This is a genomic window from Aurantibacter sp., assembly GCF_042094015.1.
Lineage (GTDB): Bacteria > Bacteroidota > Bacteroidia > Flavobacteriales > Flavobacteriaceae > Aurantibacter.
Genome location: NZ_JBELDZ010000049.1, coordinates 1 through 18,782 on the forward strand (window position 1 = coordinate 1; position 18,782 = coordinate 18,782).

Genomic DNA, 18,782 nt, shown 5'->3' on the forward strand with positions numbered 1-18,782 from the left:
TTGTTGCAAGACAATTTATTTTTAGAATGCGTGAGTTTGAACAAATGGAAATGCAGTTTTTTATTAAACCAGGAACACAAATGGAATGGTACGATTTCTGGAAAGAAAATCGTTTAAAATGGCATAAATCTTTAGGTTTAGGCGCTGATAATTATCGTTTTCATGATCACGAAAAATTAGCACATTATGCAGATGCTGCATCTGATATTGAGTTTAAATTTCCATTTGGATTTAAAGAATTAGAAGGAATTCATTCTCGTACAGATTTCGATTTAAAAGCGCACGAGGAACATTCTGGTAAGAAATTACAATACTTTGATCACGAAGAAAACAAGAGTTACACACCTTACGTGTTAGAAACTTCTATTGGTTTAGATCGTATGTTTTTAGCTGTATTTTCTAGCTCTTTAATGGAAGAAGAATTAGAGAATAATACAACAAGAACGGTTTTAAAATTACCAGCAGTTTTAGCACCAACAAAAGCAGCTATTTTCCCATTAATTAAAAGAGATGGGTTACCAGAAATAGCAAAGCAAATTGTTGAAGATTTAAAATGGGATTTCAATGTAACATACGATGAGAAAGATGCAGTAGGAAAACGTTACAGACGTCAAGATGCAGCAGGAACTCCATTTTGTATTACAGTGGATCATGATACTATTGAAGACAAAACCGTTACTATTAGACATAGAGATACTATGGAGCAAAAACGTGTTGCTATAGCAGATTTAAAAGCTATTATTGCTCAAGAAGTAGATGTAAAACATTGGTTACAGAAAATGTAGGTTATTAATGCGATAATTTGAAAGTGTAGCAATTGAGTAAATAAAAAAAGTCCCAAAACTGAAATTCAGTTTTGGGACTTTTTTTATAAGAATAAGTTGTCTAAAAACTAACGTCTATAAACCATTTACTAGTTAAAAGTAAACTCTGTACATGTTTTAGAATATGCATGTTGGATTACTAATTTAACTGCAGCTTTACCTTCTAAAGCGTTACCAATTAATTCTTTTCCGTTATAAACATTTCCGTTTTCTTTCCAGATAAAAGTTTTATTATTATCTCCTCTGTTTACAATAGCACGTTCGCCTTGAGATTTTCCAATTCTAAAAGATTGAAATTCTCTCTCATATTTTACGCCAGCTGGGTAATAAGTTTCTGAGTTATGGTAAGAATTTCCGTTAGAGAATATATAGCTTACACAGTTTCCAACTTCACTTTGTTCAGAAATTTTAACTGTATTAATCTGGATAATTTTCCAGTCGCCAACATATTTAGTTGCAATTAAATTAATTAGAATAGTTCCTTTTTCTGTAATTTGTCCGTCTATAGTAGAAACAAACTCTACAACGCCAGAAATAGTTCCTGCGTTATCTTTTTGAGATTCGTAAACAACATCTTTTAAAGTTAATTTAAAATTGTAATTATTGTCTTTTGCTTTTTCTTTTAGTTCAACTTTAGTTTCTTCTAAATTAGAATTAAATCTTTTTAAAGCACCAGCCAATCCAACATAAGTAGTGTTGTTATTAAACTTTTCGTGCATTAAATTAGTTAACTTAATAACACTTGTGCTATCGTTTAATGTGTTATTATATTGTATGTATGAATTTAATAAGGTTTTTACTGGCTTATCTTGTGCATAACTAGTAGTAAATGCAAGGCAAAATATAGCTAATGCTATACGTAAAGGAGCAAATTTTTTCATAAGTGGTAGTTTGTGTTTTTAAAATTTGCTACAATATATAAAAAAAGATGTTTTAAAACTACTTTACCTGTTTTATTAAAAATAAGCTTTTAATTGAATATTTCCTGTATGAATTGCTCTGCTAGTTTCCGTTTTTCTACCAAAGTAAGTGAAATTTAAATCTAAGTATTTGGTAATTTTCTTTTGAGCAATAACATTCCAAGTAAAGTTTTTACCTGGCTGTAACCCTTCTAGTAATTGATAACCAACGGGCGAGTTTGTGTTTCCAGAAAAGGTGTTGTTAATTACATTAAACTCACCACTTACAGTTCCTTTTATAGCGTCTTTTGGAGTTAGTCCAAAACTTAAACCATACTTATTTTGTTGTAAAGCTTCTGAATTACCAATAGTATTATTTTTGTTTAAGTATTGATAGAAGACATCAAAATGTGTGTTTTCGGTTAATAAGTAAGATAGTTTTGGAAAAAATGTTTCGCTATCAATATTAAAGTTTTTACTGCTAAAATTTTCACTTTCGCTAATACTATTACTTAAATTAGTCTCTATAGTAACTAACCAGCTATTTTTAATTTTATGATTAAAATTTAGAATGTGACTTGTTAATTCGTTTTCTATAAATCCAAAAGTTAAGGTGTTAGAAGCAGAATTGCTTAAATAGGAATAACTTGTAGTGTATTTTTGTTTTCCTCTATTATAAAATAAAGTGTTTCTAAAATTAAGTTGAAGACCTAAAAGTTCGTCTTCGTTTTTTCTAAATGGATTTAAGTTAAAATTATCTCCATTTCGTTCTGTTTTTTGATCTATTAAATAACTAGTTTGATTATAAAAATGGGATACAATTTTACTGATTTTTTTTTCTGAATTTACCCAGTTTCCTGGGTTTAATGTTAGGGTTTGACTTAATCTATTTTGGTGTGTCTTTAAGAAATTTTGATTAGGTAATAGCACTCTAATATATTCGCCTTGGTCTTGAAAAGGCGCTATTTCAAATTCTTCTAATTCTTGAATGTTATTAGTGTTATAATCTATCCAGACGTATGAGCCTTGACCTAATTCTACTTGAACATAGGTGTAGTCTTGCCTTGGAATAGAACCAGAGTTGGTTTCGAAAGTTGTATTACTTTGAATAAATCCTTTAAGGAATTTCTGATTATATTGTAATCTAGAGTTTAATGAGTTTTCAGAAGAAATAGTTGTGTCAGAATAATTTAACGTTCTGTAGTTTACAAATAAGCTTAGGTTAGTTTTTGAATTTTCTATTAATTTAGAGTCTATATAATAGGTGTTACTTTTGTTTACTTCTTCTAGCTTGTTGTTAACCAAACTATCGTTTACTCGATATTTGTATCCAACTTCTGCAAAAACACCAGTACTATCTCCAATTCCTGTAAAGGCATTATAAGCAATAAATCGCTGACTTAAATCTGTAAGTAATTTTGTGTCTTTTATTCTTTTTTTATTTTCTTCCGAAGAAAACCCAGCTCCAAACCATTTTTTTTCTAAACTATATACAGCTCTATTGTTAGTTCTAAAGAACCGTGATTCCGCATTAATTTCATCTGTATTTAAAAGACTTGTATTGGTGTTAATATTTAGATTTTTGTATTTGTAATTAGAGATTACACTGTGTTTACTTCCTTTAAAGTTATCTTCAAAGTCTAAATACTCAAATTTGTAGTTTAAATTAAGTTTGTCTTTTTTTGTCCAAATTAAGCCAGATGTTGCAAGTATTTGATCCCCCAAATTACTAACAACTTGGTTTCCTGTTGGTTGGTCTAAGTTCCAATTTCTATTAAATTCCACTTCATATAATCCTTCAATGTTTCTAAAATCCTTATCTATAAAATCCACATCTGTATAAACAGATAATAGATTTAGACTATCTTTTTTAATTAAGTTTCTGGTTAAGTTTAGTTTTCCAGCAAAGCCGTTATTGTTTTCATCATCTATATCAGAAAATAAGTTTAAATCATTTTTACTTGCAGCAATTTCAAACAGTGCTTTTGTTTTTTCACTAAATTTATAACTACCGTTTACAGTGGCGATTTGTAGTTTTGTAGGTGCAATAAGTTGTACAATTGGAGCGTAACTTCCTTGAGAAATACCAGAAACAGGAGCAACATATTCAAAAATATTAGAGATAGCATTAGAACTTGTTAAAATATAATCACCATTATTTTGTCCAACATCTGTAAAACGAACACTAAATAATTCATCATCAGGATTTGTAGAAAAAACATAAATAGTTTCTGTTCCAATTACGTCTTTTCTATATAAAATACGATTTTCGTTATAAGTTTCTGCAATTTCGGAATTTGTAGTCATAAGTGCTTGGTTGTCTCCAGCTTGACTTAAAATAGTAGCTTGTTCTGTACTTATATTTTGTTGTAAGGGATTATTTTTAGAATCATTTTCAGAATATACAGTAGCATAAACCTCTAGTTTTTCTCCTTTGTGTTCTCCACCTGCATAAACAACAAGTCTAGAATAATTACGTTCACTATATTGAAAATCTACATTAACTCGCATTTCTGAAGTTACAGGATAAGTAGAATTAAAAATTAGCTCTCCAGCATTATAATCTATAATATAATCTTTGTTTTCTCCTCTTTGTAATGCAATTCCGTTAACTGAAACTGTTTCGCTTCCAGAAACAATTAAAACAAATAATTCTCCATTTCCACCTTGTAATTTGTACGGACCTTGATTTCCTTCTTGTGCAGTAAATTGGTAGGTTTGAAATTGGCCTCTAACTAATGCGCCAGCAGCAAAAACCTTTGTCTCATTGGTTTCATTTTCAATGTTTGCAGACATTAGTAAACCTTGAACACGTTTATTAAAATTAGCAAAATAAGATGTGTTATTTTGGAGATCTATATCTCCAGCTCTAATAGACCATCTGTTAGTGTAAAGCTCTATGAAAATTTGATCAAATTCGTCTAAACGTTGCGAATAACCACTTTCTTGTAATGGAACATTAGCATCTTGAATACTTGCTCTTAAGGTAATTTTATCGTTTAGTTTTCCTGAGATTTGTAAATCTAATTCACTATTTAAAACAGAGTTTTGGTTGTTTCCCACGGTAACGCCTCTAGAAATACTTCCAGATGTATTTAATCCATCAAAAGGTTTAAATACTTTTTCTTCCGTAGGTTCTTGAAAACTATATAGCTTTTCTTGATTACTATTGTTTTCTACTATTAAATCAGTGTCTAAACCTCTATATATTCTAGTAATAAATTCAGGGTATTTTCTGTAACTTACAATTATACTATCAGAGTCAATAGTGTTTTTGAATTTTAATGTAGCGGTACTAAAATTAATGCTGTAGTTTGTGGAATCTATTGTTTTTCCACTTTTTGTAGTTATTTTAAATCGATATGGTGTAATACTAAAAGGTTCTATAGTTATAGAATCTGAAACAGCCATTTTTTTAGTACTCAAATCCTGTAAATCGTCTTGCGAAAAAGCAACACAACTTATAAAAAAAAGAATTATAAAAAGACAATATTTCATAGTGAGTAAACTGTATTTTTATAGAATTATTTCATAAAAAACAGTAAGTTTTATAGTGTAAAAGTAAAGCATTATTTACTTTAGCTAAAATTCATTTTAAAATTTCCTAATGAAAATTATTTCGTACAATGTAAATGGTATTAGAGCAGCTCTAAAAAAAGGGTTTATAGATTGGTTAAAAAGTGCTAACCCAGATGTATTGTGTTTACAAGAAATTAAAGCAAATAAAGAGCAATTAGATTTAAGTGTGTTTGAAGAAGCTGGTTATAAATATAACTATTGGTACTCGGCACAGAAAAAGGGATATAGTGGTGTGGCTATTTTAAGTAAAGTAAAACCAAATCACGTAGCGTATGGAACTGGAATAGAAGAGATGGATTTTGAAGGAAGAAATATTCGTGCAGATTTTGGCGATATTTCTGTAATGAGTATGTATTTACCAAGCGGAACAAATATTGAAAGACTAGAATTTAAGTTTGGATATATGGATTCGATTAAAACCTACTTAAAAGAATTAAGAGTAGAACATCCAAACTTAGTTGTTTGTGGCGATTATAATATTTGTCACGAAGCTATAGATATCCATAATCCAAAAATGAAAGGTGTTTCAGGTTTTTTACCAGAAGAACGCGAGTGGTTAACCCAATTTATAGATTCTGGTTTTACTGATTCTTTTCGTTTTATTCATCCCGAAAAACAAGAATTTAGTTGGTGGAGTTATAGAGCAAATTCTAGAGCGAACAATAAAGGTTGGCGATTAGATTACGCAATGGTTTCAGAAGCCTTAAAACCAAAAATAAAAAGAGCGCTTATTTTAACAGAAGCCAAGCACAGTGATCATTGTCCAATAGTAGTTGAAATAGAAAAATAAAATAAATTATGAAAAACAGAATAGTAACTTTTGCCTTGTCAAGTGTATTGTTAACAGCTTGTGTGTCTCCAAAAGTATATAAAGATTTAGAAAATAAATATGCAGATTTAAAAAAGGAAAATTCTAACCTAGCAGATGAGAATGCGGCTTTATTAAAAACAAAAAATGCTACATCTAACGACTTTATTAAGTTAAAATCTGAATATGATCAAGCAGTTGATACTAAGAATAAATTAGTAGCAGATTTAGCAGCAGCAAGAACAAATTATAAGACACTTAAGGAGTCTTATGATGCATTAGAGAAAAATAGTTCATCAGCTTTATCAGAAAACACTAAGAAGAACAAAGAGCTTTTAGCTCAATTAGAAGCTAAAGAAACTGCGCTAGCGTCAGAAAGTGCAAGATTAGAAACTTTAAAAGCGGAATTAGAAAGTAGGTCTAAACGAGTAGCAGAGCTAGAAAGTGTTATAGCAGCAAAAGACGCTTCTATGACAGAGCTAAAAAACTCAATTTCAAGTGCATTAACAGACTTTGAAGGTAAAGGATTAACTGTAGAACAACGAGATGGAAAGGTTTATGTTTCTATGGAAAATAAGTTGTTATTTAAACCAGGAAGTTGGTCTGTTGGTCAAGATGGTGCAAAAGCCGTTATGCAGTTAGGTGAAGTTTTAGCAGAAAACCCAGAAATTTCAGTTTTAATCGAAGGACATACAGATAATGATCCGTTTAAAGGATCGAATCAAATTTCAGGAAATTGGGATTTATCAACTAAAAGGGCTACAGCAATTGTAAATATTTTAGAAGAAAATAAGGCAATTAAAAGAGATAATCTTACAGCAGCAGGACGAGGAGAATTTGCTCCAATAGCAACTAACGAAACTCTAGAAGGAAAAGCAAAGAATAGACGTATAGAAGTTATACTAACTCCAAAATTAGATCAACTTTCAAGATTATTAGAGAAAAGATAATTACTTTTTTTGTGCAATTAAATTAGAAACAATTTTTTTCTTAAATATGAAATATACAACGCTACCGAATACAGATATAAAAGTAAGTAAGATTTGTTTGGGTTCTATGACATGGGGAAACCAAAACACGGAAGCAGAAGGACACGAGCAATTAGATTATGCATTAAGTCAAGGTGTTAATTTTGTTGATACTGCAGAATTATATCCTGTTCCAGCAACAGCAGAAACACAAGGAAGAACAAGTAAAATAATTGGTAGTTGGTTAAAAAATCAGAAAAGAGAAGATTTAATTATAGCATCAAAAATTGCTGGCCCAGGAGATTATACAGCGCATATTAGAACATCTGGTTTTTCTAAAGAAGCATTAAACGAAGCAGTAAATTCTGAGTTAAAACGTTTACAAACAGACTATATAGATTTATACCAATTGCATTGGCCAGAAAGAACAACCAACACTTTTGGCGTAAGGGATTATGTAAAGCAAAAAGAAGATGCTTGGCAAGATAACTTCCATATAGTTTTAGAGATATTAAACGATTTAGTGAAATCTGGAAAAATAAGAAACGTTGGTTTGAGTAACGAAAAAGCTTGGGGAACAATGCGTTATTTGAATGAAGCAGATAAAAATAAATTAATAAAACCTATAACAATTCAAAATGCGTATTCTTTATTAAATCGTGTTTACGAAGGTGATATGTCAGAGATTTCTCATAGAGAAAACATAGGTTTATTGGCCTATTCTCCAATGGCTTTTGGAGTTTTGTCAGGAAAATATATTAAAAATAAAGCAAGAGATAATTCAAGATTAAAACTATTTCCACGCTTTGCAAGATACAGTAGTGAACAATCTACAGAAGCTACTAAAATGTATTTAGAATTAGCAGAAAAGAATAATTTAACATTAGCACAAATGAGTTTAGCTTTTGTAAATCAAAGACCATTTATAACAAGTAATATTATTGGAGCAACAAGCTTAGAACAACTAAAAGAAAACCTTTCATCTATTGATGTAAATATATCGAAAGAATTATTAGGCGAAATAAATAAAATCCATAGTATTATACCCAATCCAGCACCATAGTAAAAGTGGCTTTAAAGCAAAAAAACGCGTTACTAATTTAGTAACGCGTTTTTATTTTTAATTAATGAGCTTGCCATCTTTATCAGAAAAATTATATTCTAGATAAGTAAATGCATCTCTTGGCGATATTTTCACCCATTTTTTATGTTCAAAAAACCACTTTGAACGGATAGACGGAAATCCTTTGGTTAAAAAGGCTGCAATAAAAGGATGCGTATTTAACGTAATCTTTTTATAACCTTTTTTTAATAATTGTTCAATTTCATGTTCAATTTTTTGCACTATTACTATTGGTGCTTCAATTTCTTGACCTTTGTCTCCATTAGGATTAGCTTCTCGCGTCTTAATGTTCATTTCTGGTCTTACACGTTGTCTTGTAATTTGTATTAGCCCAAATTTGCTTGGAGGCAATATTTTGTGCTTTGCTTTATCGTCTTTCATTTCTTCTCGTAAATGATCGAAAAGTTGTTTTCTATGTTCGGCAGTATTTAAGTCAATAAAATCGACTACAATAATTCCTCCCATATCTCTTAGACGTAATTGTCTTGCAACTTCGGTTGCAGAAATTAAGTTAACTTCTAAAGCTGTGTCTTCTTGAGAATTTGCTTTGTTAGAACGATTACCACTATTTACATCTACTACATGTAAAGCTTCTGTATGTTCTATTACAAGGTATGCTCCTCTTGCCATAGAAACTGTTTTACCAAAAGCAGTTTTAATTTGACGTTCAACACCATATTTTTCAAAAATTGGTGCTTTAGCATTGTAATGTTTAACAATTGATTCCTTTTTTGGTGCAATTGTTTGCACATAATCTTTTACTTGTTCAAATAGTTGTGCATCATCTACTTGAATTCCTGTAAAGGAGTCGTTAAATATGTCTCTTAAAATTGAAGAGGCTTTATTTAGCTCTCCTAATACTTTACTAGGATGGTTTGCTTTGTGTAATTTTTTACACATTGTATTCCATTTACCTAGTAAATTTTGTAAATCTTGATCTAATTCGGCAACTTTTTTGCCTTCCGCTACTGTTCTTACTATAACTCCAAACCCTTGTGGAGTTATACTTTTTACAAGTCTTTTTAAGCGATCTTTTTCTTTTTTATCTTCTATTTTTTGAGAAATAGAAATACGATTAGAAAAAGGCACTAAAACTATATATCTTCCAGCTATTGAAAGTTCTGAGCTTATTCTTGGCCCTTTAGAAGATATTGGTTCTTTTACAACTTGAACCAGTATAGATTGATTAGATTTTAAAACATCGCTAATAGTTCCGTCTTTAGCAATGTCTTGTTCAAATGGGAAATTTTTTAAAGAAAAATCTTTAAGTTTACCTGAGCTTACACTTTTAGTGAATTTTATAACTGATGAGATTTTAGGTCCTAAATCGTGGTAGTGTAAAAAGCCATCTTTTTCGAAGCCTACATATACAAATGCCGCGTTTAGTCCTGGAACAGCTTTGCGTACTTTAGCAATAAATATATCGCCAACAGCAAATTTGTTATCATCTTCATCTTTATGTAATTCAATAAGTTTTCCATCTTTTAATAAGGCAAAATCAACATGTTCCGGATTAGATCGAATAATCAATTCTTTTTCCATTTCGTTAATTTTTATCCATACAATTAAGTACAGATGGATTATACATTATTTCTTTCACAGGATGATTAAATCCAATGAGTTTCTACCTTAATTAAGGTTGTTAAATTAAGTAGAACTCTATTTCAAAGAACTGAGTTTTAATAAACCAAAAAAGTAGTCTTAACAACTACTTTTTTAATTTATTACTTTTTCTTGTGACGATTAGCGCGTCTTCTTTTCTTACGCTTGTGTGTCGCAACCTTGTGTCTTTTACGTTTTTTACCGCTTGGCATAAAATAGGTTTTTTAGATTAATAATTCGTTTTTACTTTACTTCTACGTTAGTTTTTACACCTTCTACAAATACTTTAGCAGGTTTAAACGCAGGTATATTATGTGCAGGAATTTTAATAGTCGTATTTTTTGAAATATTACGACCAGTTTTTTCTGCTCTAGTTTTAATTATAAAGCTTCCAAAACCTCTAAGGTAAACATTATCTCCAGCTTCTAAAGATGTTTTTACTTCATCCATAAAAGTTTCAACTGTAGCTTGCACGTCTCCTTTTTCTATTCCTAATTTTTCAGAAATTTTAGATACTAAATCTGCTTTAGTCATTTTATTGTAATTAAGTTACTAAATTTATAAGGCTTGCAAATATAGTCATTTAATATTCAATATTTCAAGCGTAATTCATTAAAATTTAAAGCAATAAAAGATTAATTTTGACTTTTATATTTTTAGCTATAAATGAATTTCTCAAAAAACTTAATTAACTGGTATTCAGTAAATAAAAGAAAACTTCCATGGAGAGAAACTCAAGACCCTTATTTTATTTGGTTGTCTGAAATTATATTACAGCAAACACAAGTAAAACAAGGTTGGCCATATTATACCGCTTTTACACTAAAATTCCCGACAGTTTTTGATTTAGCAGCTGCAAAAGAAGAAGACGTTTTAAATTTGTGGCAAGGCTTAGGCTATTATTCTAGAGCAAGAAATTTACATACATCAGCTAAGTATATAGTTGAGGTATTAAATGGTGTTTTTCCAAACACTTATGTTGATCTAAAAAAACTTAAAGGTGTTGGCGATTATACAGCAAGTGCTATTGCTTCTATTTGTTATAATGAAAAAACAGCTGTTGTAGATGGTAATGTTTACCGTGTTTTATCACGAATTTTTGGAATAGATACACCAATAAATAGCACTAATGGAATTAAAGAGTTTAAAGCTTTAGCTCAAGAGTTATTGGATAAGAAAAAACCAGCGGCTTTTAATCAGGCTATAATGGATTATGGCTCTCAGGTTTGTAAGCCAAAACAACCATTATGTGGTAAATGTGTATTTAACCCTAAATGTATTGCATTCAATAAAAACAAAGTAAATGTATTGCCTGTAAAACTAAAAAAAACAAAGATAACTACTAAGTTTTTTAATTTTTTAGTTGTTCTAAATGAAGATAATGTTGTTTTAGAAAAACGTATTGGAAAAGGAATATGGCAAAACTTATATCAGTTCCCATTATATATTACTTTGTCTGAAACTGAAACACCAGATGTGTCTTTACATATTAAGGATGAATTGCATCTTAATGATTTCGAATTATCACTTTATAATACCAAACCATTAATCCATAAGTTATCACATCAACATCTTCATACCAAGTTTTGGATTGTTAATACACAAGAAAAACTTAGTGAATCAATTAAAATAAATCAGTTACAAGATTTTCCTGTACCAGTGTTAATAGAGAATTTTATAAAAGCATTTAATTTTTAGCACGAACTTTTATTTTTTTTGTAACTTTATTAAATTGAAATGGTAGATTAGCAATTTAAATTAAAAAATTATGTCTGGAACTTTAAATAAAGTAATGCTTATAGGTCACTTAGGAGATGAGGTTAAGATGCATTATTTTGAAGGAGGAAATTGTGTTGGTCGTTTTCCTTTAGCGACTAATGAAAGTTATGTAAATAAGCAAACAAACGAACGTGTAACAAATACAGAATGGCATAATATTGTAGTAAGAAATAAAGCAGCAGAAATTTGTGAAAAGTATTTAACTAAGGGAGATAAAGTTTATGTAGAAGGTAGAATAAAATCAAGAAAATGGCAAGATAATGCAGGTGTAGAAAGATATTCTTCAGAAATTCAAGTTACAGATTTTACGTTTTTAAGTACCAAAAGAGATTCTCAAAACATACAGAATCAAGCCGAAACACCAAAACCTGATGCAAAAACACTTTCGGATAAACCAGAAAAAGACGATTTACCTTTTTAATTAAAAAAAATAACATTGGATCCTGAACCCACACGATTATTATTATCATTTTTAACTATTGATTTCTCTGTGTTTACAGATGTTTTTAGTTTTATATTACTTTTTGTTTTATTATTATTTTCAGCTTTAATATCTGGGGCAGAAGTAGCATTTTTTTCTTTATCCAAATCAGTTTTAGAAGAGGAGCAAACAGATAAGCGTATAGTTATAGTATCTAAACTTTTAGAACGTCCAAAAAAATTATTAGCAACCATTTTAGTTGCAAATAATTTTATAAATATTGCTGTAGTAATTCTTTTTGCTTTTTTAGGAGATATTATATTTTCAGGCATTACATCTGATGTATTAAAATTTATTCTTGAAGTTGTTTTAATTACATTTTTAATATTGCTTTTTGGAGAAATTTTACCAAAAATTTACGCGAGTAGAAATAACGTAAAATTCGCAAAATTTATGGCATATCCTCTAAGAGTTTTAGATATGGTGTTTTCACCATTAAGTATGCCAATGCGCGCAATAACTATTGGTATTCACAACAAATTAGGAAAACAAAGAGTTAATTTAAGTGTAGATCAATTATCTCAAGCTTTAGAATTAACAAGTGATGAAGATACAACAGATGAAGAACAGAAGATTCTTCAAGGCATTGTGTCCTTTGGAAATACAGATACTAGCCAAGTTATGCAGCCAAGAATAGATATTTTTGCATTAAACATAACTGAATCATTTCAGGATATTTTGCCAAAACTAATAGAAAAAGGCTATTCTAGAATTCCAGTTTACGAAGATAATGTAGATCAAATTAAAGGAATTCTTTATGTTAAAGATTTATTACCTCATAATAATCAAGATGCATTTGATTGGACTACACTTTTAAGAGCTCCATTTTTTGTCCCAGAAAATAAAAAGCTAGACGATTTAATGTCTGAATTTCAAGAAAGAAAAGTTCATTTAGCAGTTGTTGTAGATGAATATGGAGGAACATCTGGATTAATTTCTTTAGAAGATGTTATTGAAGAAATTGTTGGAGATATTAGCGATGAGTTTGATGATGAAGATCTAGTATATTCTAAGTTAGACGATAAAAATTATGTTTTTGAGGCAAAAACAGCTTTAAAAGATTTTTATAGAGTTATAAAGCTAGAAGATGAAACTGTTTTTGAAAGCCAAAAAGGAGAAGCAGAAACCTTAGCAGGTTTAATATTAGAGATTTCAGGAAAATTTCCAAAACGCAATAGTAAAATAAATTTCGAGAATTACGTTTTTACTATAGAAGCTTTAGATAAAAAAAGAATAAAGCGCTTAAAAGTAACTTTACCATAATATAGTATGTATAGAATTTTAACATTCTTTTTATTGTCTTTTTTAGTGGCATGTCAAGAAGACATCACTCCAAAACCAAAAGCACAATTAAGATTAAGCTATCCTGATGCAACTTATAAAACTAAAGATGCTAATTTGCCTTTTAATTTTGATATTAATACGTTTTCGGATACTTTAAAAATTTCAAAAATTAGAGGAGACAAAGAAAGTATTGCCGTAAATATTGAGTATCCTAGATTAAAAGGAACTATTTATTTAACATACAAACCTGTAAATAAATCCGCAGAAAACTTAAAAAAATATTTAATAGACGCTCAAAATTTCACACAAGAGCATACCAAAAAAGCAGATGATATTGTTGAACAACCTTATATAAATAAAGAACGTAAAGTATATGGAATGTTTTACGAGGTTGGAGGAAATGCTGCATCTCAATCACAATTTTATGTAACGGATAGTACAAATCATTTTTTAACAGGTTCTTTGTATTTTTATGCAAAACCTAATTACGATTCTATTTTACCAGCAGCGCACTATTTAAAGAATGATATCCAAAAATTAATGGAAACTATTACTTGGAAATAATCTAAATTTATGATGAATTGGGAGCAACTTTTATCTCTTAAAAGACAAGGCGATAAAAACAAACGTTTAAGAAAAGAACAAGACGAAACTCGTTTAGGCTTTGAGGTAGATTATGACCGTGTTATTTTCTCTACAGAATTCAGAAGTTTACAAGATAAAACCCAGGTTATACCATTATCTAAAACAGACTTTGTTCATACACGTCTAACACATAGTTTAGAAGTAAGTGTTGTAGGTAGGTCTTTGGGTAGATTAGTTGGTAAGAAAATATTAGAAAAACATCCTAATTTAAAAAACGCATTAGGTTATCAAGCAAACGATTTTGGAGCTATAGTAGCATCTGCTGCTTTAGCACATGACATTGGAAATCCACCTTTTGGACATTCTGGAGAAAAAGCAATTGGAGAATTTTTTAAGACAGGAGAAGGACTTAAGTATAAAGATCAACTTACAGATAAAGAATATCAAGATTTATGTGATTTTGAAGGCAATGCTAATGGCTTAAAAATTGTAACACAATCACGTCAAGGTAGAGAAGGTGGATTAAGATTAAGCTACGCAACATTAGGCGCATTTACAAAATATCCCAAAGAATCTTTGCCTAAAAAGCCTACAAATGCTATATCAGATAAAAAATATGGTTTTTTTCAATCTGAAAAAGAATCTTTTGTAGAAATAGCTTCAGAGTTAGGTATGATTAAAAGAGGTAAAGATCAAGATGTAAGTTTTTCACGTCATCCTTTAGCTTTTTTAGTTGAAGCTGCGGATGATATTTGCTATACAATTATAGATTTTGAAGATGGAATAAACCTTGGATTAATTCCTGAAGAATACGCTTTAGAGTATTTAATAAACTTAGTTAGAGGCACCATAAATAAAGAAAAATACGCACAATTACAGAATACACAAGATCGACTAAGTTACTTAAGAGCTTTAGCAATAAACACTTTAATTAATGAAGCAGCTCAAATTTTTATAGCTAACGAAGAAGTTATCTTAAAGGGTGAATTTAACATTTCGTTATTAGATAAGAGTAAATACGAAGCTCAAATTAATGATATTATAAATCTAAGTGTCGAAAAAGTTTATAGATGTCAGGATGTTATTGACAAGGAGATTGTAGGTTACGAGGTTATTAAAACCTTATTAAGTAGATATACTGAAGCAGTAAACAACCAATATCTTGATAATAATTCAGCTTATGATAAATTATTAGTTCAGAATCTGCCTTCTACTATAGATTTTCAAAATAGTTCTCTTTATAAAAGACTATTAAGTGTATCTCATTTTATTTCTCTTTTATCCGACACTAAAGCTATATTACATTTCAACAGGTTAAAAGGTGTCTTTTAGTATTTGATTGTTAAATTATTCGGTATTTTTTTATTATAATAACAATAAGTGTTATCTTCACGTTCGAATTTAACGACCAAAAAACTATGAAAAAGAGTTACTTACTATTGGTTTTTGCTTTAGTATCTTATTGTGTTAGTGCACAGTATTATGATAAATCAATTAAACCTACTAATTTAGAAAAGATTCAAACCGTATTGAATCAAGAGATGAAGGCAAAATATCAGGAATCTGATTTAGACTCTTGGATTATTCAAAGTGATGCGTCTTCAAGAAATAAAGATGCATGGTATTATTATTTAGTTCAGACTCATAATAATATAATTGTAAGAAATACAATTACGAATATTTTAGTTTCTGAAGATAATATAAGTATAAACAACACCAGATTTATCCAAGATTTAGAATCAAAAATAAACATTCAGAGTCCAACTTTAAGTCCTTATTTAGCAGCTAAAAAAGCTTTAGCTTATCACAGTTTAAACGAAGACTTAGAGTCAAATGTTTTAGAATTTGATAAAGAAAAAGGAGTTTATACGTTTAAAAAAACTAACGATTTGCAAAGTGACATTAAAGTTCATTTAGTGTATGAGCCAACTTCAAATAACGAAGTTGTTTTAACTTGGAATGTTAATTTAGATTTTAGAGATGGTTCACATTGGTGGAATACAAGAATAAACGCAACAACAGGAGAATTTGTAAATCAAAATGATTGGGTGGTGTCTTGTAGTTTTTCAAACGATAAAAAGCATAACCACAGTTTTAATGAAAAAAAGGCAAAAAAAGTAGATTTTATTTCTTCAGTCTTTAAAGGTAAAAAAGCAGAGATGGCACTTGCTAGCTCATATAGAGTTTTGCCTTATTATACAGAAAGTCCCAACCATGGTGATTTCGAATTAATTGTAAATCCAGATGATGCAATTGCATCTCCAAATGGTTGGCATAACGATGGTAGTTCTTATACTTCTACAAGAGGGAATAATGTTATTGCAAGAGATGACCAAAATGGTAACAATGGAAATGGTCCTTTAACGAATCAAAGTTCGGCTGGGTTAATTTTTGATTATGCTTATGGAGGACCAAGTGTAGCTGCAAGTACTTATATAGATGCAGCTGCTACACAACTATTTTATATGAGTAATGCTGTTCATGATATTTATTACAGATATGGTTTTGATGAAGCTTCGGGGAATTTCCAGGAATCTAATTTTGCAAATGGAGGTTCTGGTGGAGATCCTGTTGATGCAGATGTTCAAGATGGAAGTGGAGTAAATAATGCTAATTTCTCTACACCTGCAGATGGTGGAAATGGAAGAATGCAAATGTACTTATGGGATGTAGGAGCTTTTGACCCTAATGCTTTACCATTATTAACAATAAACAACACATTTTTAGCTGGAGATTATAATGCTAATGATAATGTTTTCGATCCTGGGAATATTCCGGCTACAGGTCAGACAGCTGATTTAGTGTTAGTAACAGATGATAATACAGGAGGAACAGCATCAACTGATGCAAACGATGGCTGTGGTTCAATTACTAATGCAGCAGCTTTAAACGGTAATATAGCCATAGTTAGACGTGGAGCATGTAGTTTTATACTAAAAGTTACAGAAGCAGAAGCAGCAGGAGCAATTGCTATATTGATTGTTAATAATGTTGCGGGAGAAATAAATATGAGCGGGGCAGATGCCTCAATTTCAATTCCAGCATATAGTATTAATCAAGCAGATGGAGATGCAATTATAGCTGAGATGGCTAATTCTACTATAAATGCAACGTTTAATGCTCCAACGACTCCTCCACCATTTGTAAATATTGATGGGGATTTTGATAACGGTGTTGTTGGTCATGAATATGGTCATGGAATTAATATTAGATTAGTAGGAGGTAGGTTTAACTCGGGTTGTGTAAATGATACAGAATCAATGGGAGAAGGCTGGGGAGATTTTATTGGTAAAATAATTCAACTTCGAAATGTAGATAATGGAATAATAACAAATGGTACAGGAACTTTTGTTGTTGGTCAAGCAACAGATGGGCAAGGAATAAGACCTGCACCATATTCAGGAGATATTGCAAGCAATCCAATGACCTATGAAACTTTAATAAATGACCCTACAAATGCAACGTATACTGTTCCTCATGGTGTTGGTTCAGTTTGGGCAGGTATTTTATGGGATATGACATGGGATTTAATAGCTGTACATGGTTTTACGGATGATATTTATGATTCAAATGGAGATTTTGGTAATACTATAGCTTTAAATTTAGTAGTTGAAGGGATGAAATTAACAGCTTGTGATCCTGGTTTTGTAGATGGTAGGGATGCGATACTAGATGCTGATGATGTTCTTTATGGTAATGGAGTTGCTGGTTCTAGAACAGGTGCTAATAGATGTATTATTTATAGTGCATTTGCTAGGAGAGGTGTTGGATTAAGTGCAAATCAAGCGACAACAGGATCTACTTCTGATGGGACTGCTGCGTATAATTTGCCAGCAACTTGTTCACCAAATTTCTTAATAGACAATGGTGATGATGGATTTAATGAAATTTGTGAAGACACAACATCTACCGTTTACGATTTCGTGTTTTATGAGCAAAACGCTTATGACACTGATACGGCATTCGTAGCTTCAGGATTGCCAGCAGGTGCATCTGCAACTTTTTCGCCAGCAACAATGAAAGATACTGGTTTGTTTTCAATGATTGTTACAGGGATACCAGCAGGAACAACAGGAACATTTCCTATTTCTATAACTCCAGGAGGAGATGCAGCTAAGGCAAAATCTGTAAGTTTAGTAATTAACCCTACAAATCCAGACCTTACAGATGGAGATACTGAGTTTTCTATTGATTCTGCAGCATTTACTTCTTTTTCTAATGGAGGAAACATAGAGTTTTTACCAGGTTCGGATCTAGATTTAAGATTGCCAGCATCAGCATTTGATGGTACTTTGATATGGACTGGTCCAGACGCAACAACATACACTACTAATTCATTAAGTTTTAATGCTGTAGCAGATAATGATCCTGCAGTAGAAGGGTCGTGGACAGTTCAGGCTAGTTTTACAAATGACTGTGGCTCTAGTTTAGCACCACAAGCAATTAATTTTACCGTTAATGTTAATGCTACTTTAAGTGTTCAAGACAACGTATTTGATGAATTTAAAGTGTTTCCTAATCCAACAAATGGAATTGTAACTATTTCTGGGTTAAATAAATCAAATACATTAAATATACAATTAATTGATATTTCGGGAAGAGTTATTTATACTAAGAACTTAAAAACGATTAATCAAAATAAAACTGAATTAGATATGTCAGATTTATCTACAGGTACTTATTTTATTCAAATTGAAACTGATATAAATAAGACGGTTAAAAAGATAATTAAAAGATAAGTTTTTAACTAATCTGTATACTAAAAAAGCAACTCTAATATTAGGGTTGCTTTTTTATTACATAGATTTAATTTTAGCAGCTATTTTTTGTGGAGATAAACCAATAAGGTC

14 protein-coding genes are annotated in these 18,782 nt (G+C 30.4%); 10 read left to right on the forward strand and 4 right to left on the reverse strand.

Annotated features, from left to right (window positions below; all coding sequences use genetic code 11):
• On the forward strand, window positions 1-785 hold a 785-nt coding region (locus ACFDSN_RS08210; protein WP_375239366.1), incomplete at its 5' end, for a glycine--tRNA ligase.
• Between the two features lie 128 nt (window positions 786-913).
• Here ACFDSN_RS08210 and ACFDSN_RS08215 read toward each other — a convergent pair.
• On the reverse strand, window positions 914-1,705 hold the full coding sequence (locus ACFDSN_RS08215) for a hypothetical protein (protein WP_375239367.1): 792 nt from the start codon (window positions 1,703-1,705) through the stop codon (window positions 914-916).
• 75 nt (window positions 1,706-1,780) lie between these two features.
• Window positions 1,781-5,149 (reverse strand): hypothetical protein, encoded by a 3,369-nt coding sequence (locus ACFDSN_RS08220; RefSeq protein ID WP_375239368.1) that lies wholly within the window; start codon window positions 5,147-5,149, stop codon window positions 1,781-1,783.
• A 181-nt stretch (window positions 5,150-5,330) separates the two neighbouring features.
• Here ACFDSN_RS08220 and ACFDSN_RS08225 point away from each other — a divergent pair, with 181 nt between their 5' ends.
• Genes ACFDSN_RS08225 through ACFDSN_RS08235 form a run of 3 tightly spaced genes read left to right on the forward strand, consistent with a single transcriptional unit; the run spans window position 5,331 to window position 8,141 of the window.
• The gene (locus ACFDSN_RS08225; protein ID WP_375239369.1) at window positions 5,331-6,092 is read left to right on the forward strand and encodes an exodeoxyribonuclease III; all 762 of its coding nucleotides are present in this window, start codon (window positions 5,331-5,333) and stop codon (window positions 6,090-6,092) included.
• Between the two features lie 8 nt (window positions 6,093-6,100).
• Window positions 6,101-7,060, forward strand: a complete 960-nt coding sequence (locus ACFDSN_RS08230; protein ID WP_375239370.1) for an OmpA family protein — start codon at window positions 6,101-6,103, stop codon at window positions 7,058-7,060.
• A gap of 46 nt (window positions 7,061-7,106) precedes the next feature.
• Window positions 7,107-8,141 (forward strand): aldo/keto reductase, encoded by a 1,035-nt coding sequence (locus ACFDSN_RS08235; protein WP_375239371.1) that lies wholly within the window; start codon window positions 7,107-7,109, stop codon window positions 8,139-8,141.
• Window positions 8,142-8,198: 57 nt separating this feature from the next.
• On the opposite strand, the gene ACFDSN_RS08240 is transcribed toward ACFDSN_RS08235, so the two are convergent.
• Window positions 8,199-9,743, reverse strand: a complete 1,545-nt coding sequence (locus ACFDSN_RS08240; protein ID WP_375239372.1) for an Rne/Rng family ribonuclease — start codon at window positions 9,741-9,743, stop codon at window positions 8,199-8,201.
• Window positions 9,744-10,046: 303 nt separating this feature from the next.
• Window positions 10,047-10,337, reverse strand: a complete 291-nt coding sequence (locus ACFDSN_RS08245) for an HU family DNA-binding protein (protein ID WP_375239373.1) — start codon at window positions 10,335-10,337, stop codon at window positions 10,047-10,049.
• A gap of 132 nt (window positions 10,338-10,469) precedes the next feature.
• Here ACFDSN_RS08245 and mutY point away from each other — a divergent pair, with 132 nt between their 5' ends.
• The 6 genes from mutY to ACFDSN_RS08275 all read left to right on the forward strand — a co-directional run bounded on the left by mutY (window position 10,470) and on the right by ACFDSN_RS08275 (window position 18,671).
• Complete coding sequence (gene mutY, locus ACFDSN_RS08250) at window positions 10,470-11,501, forward strand: A/G-specific adenine glycosylase (RefSeq protein ID WP_375239374.1); 1,032 nt, start codon at window positions 10,470-10,472, stop codon at window positions 11,499-11,501.
• 70 nt (window positions 11,502-11,571) lie between these two features.
• Window positions 11,572-12,003 carry a single-stranded DNA-binding protein gene (locus ACFDSN_RS08255; protein WP_375239375.1) on the forward strand — a complete coding sequence of 144 codons (432 nt, stop codon included), beginning with the start codon at window positions 11,572-11,574 and terminating at the stop codon, window positions 12,001-12,003.
• 15 nt (window positions 12,004-12,018) lie between these two features.
• Entirely contained in the window at window positions 12,019-13,326 is a 1,308-nt protein-coding gene (locus ACFDSN_RS08260) for a gliding motility-associated protein GldE (RefSeq protein WP_375239376.1), read from the forward strand.
• 6 nt (window positions 13,327-13,332) lie between these two features.
• On the forward strand, window positions 13,333-13,911 hold the full coding sequence (gene gldD, locus ACFDSN_RS08265) for a gliding motility lipoprotein GldD (RefSeq protein ID WP_375239377.1): 579 nt from the start codon (window positions 13,333-13,335) through the stop codon (window positions 13,909-13,911).
• A 12-nt stretch (window positions 13,912-13,923) separates the two neighbouring features.
• A complete protein-coding gene (gene dgt / locus ACFDSN_RS08270) occupies window positions 13,924-15,264 on the forward strand; it encodes a dGTP triphosphohydrolase (protein WP_375239379.1) in 1,341 nt (446 codons plus the stop codon).
• Between the two features lie 86 nt (window positions 15,265-15,350).
• Window positions 15,351-18,671: a M36 family metallopeptidase gene (locus ACFDSN_RS08275; protein WP_375239378.1), complete on the forward strand. Its 3,321-nt coding sequence runs from the start codon at window positions 15,351-15,353 to the stop codon at window positions 18,669-18,671.
• Window positions 18,672-18,782 lie beyond the last annotated feature (111 nt).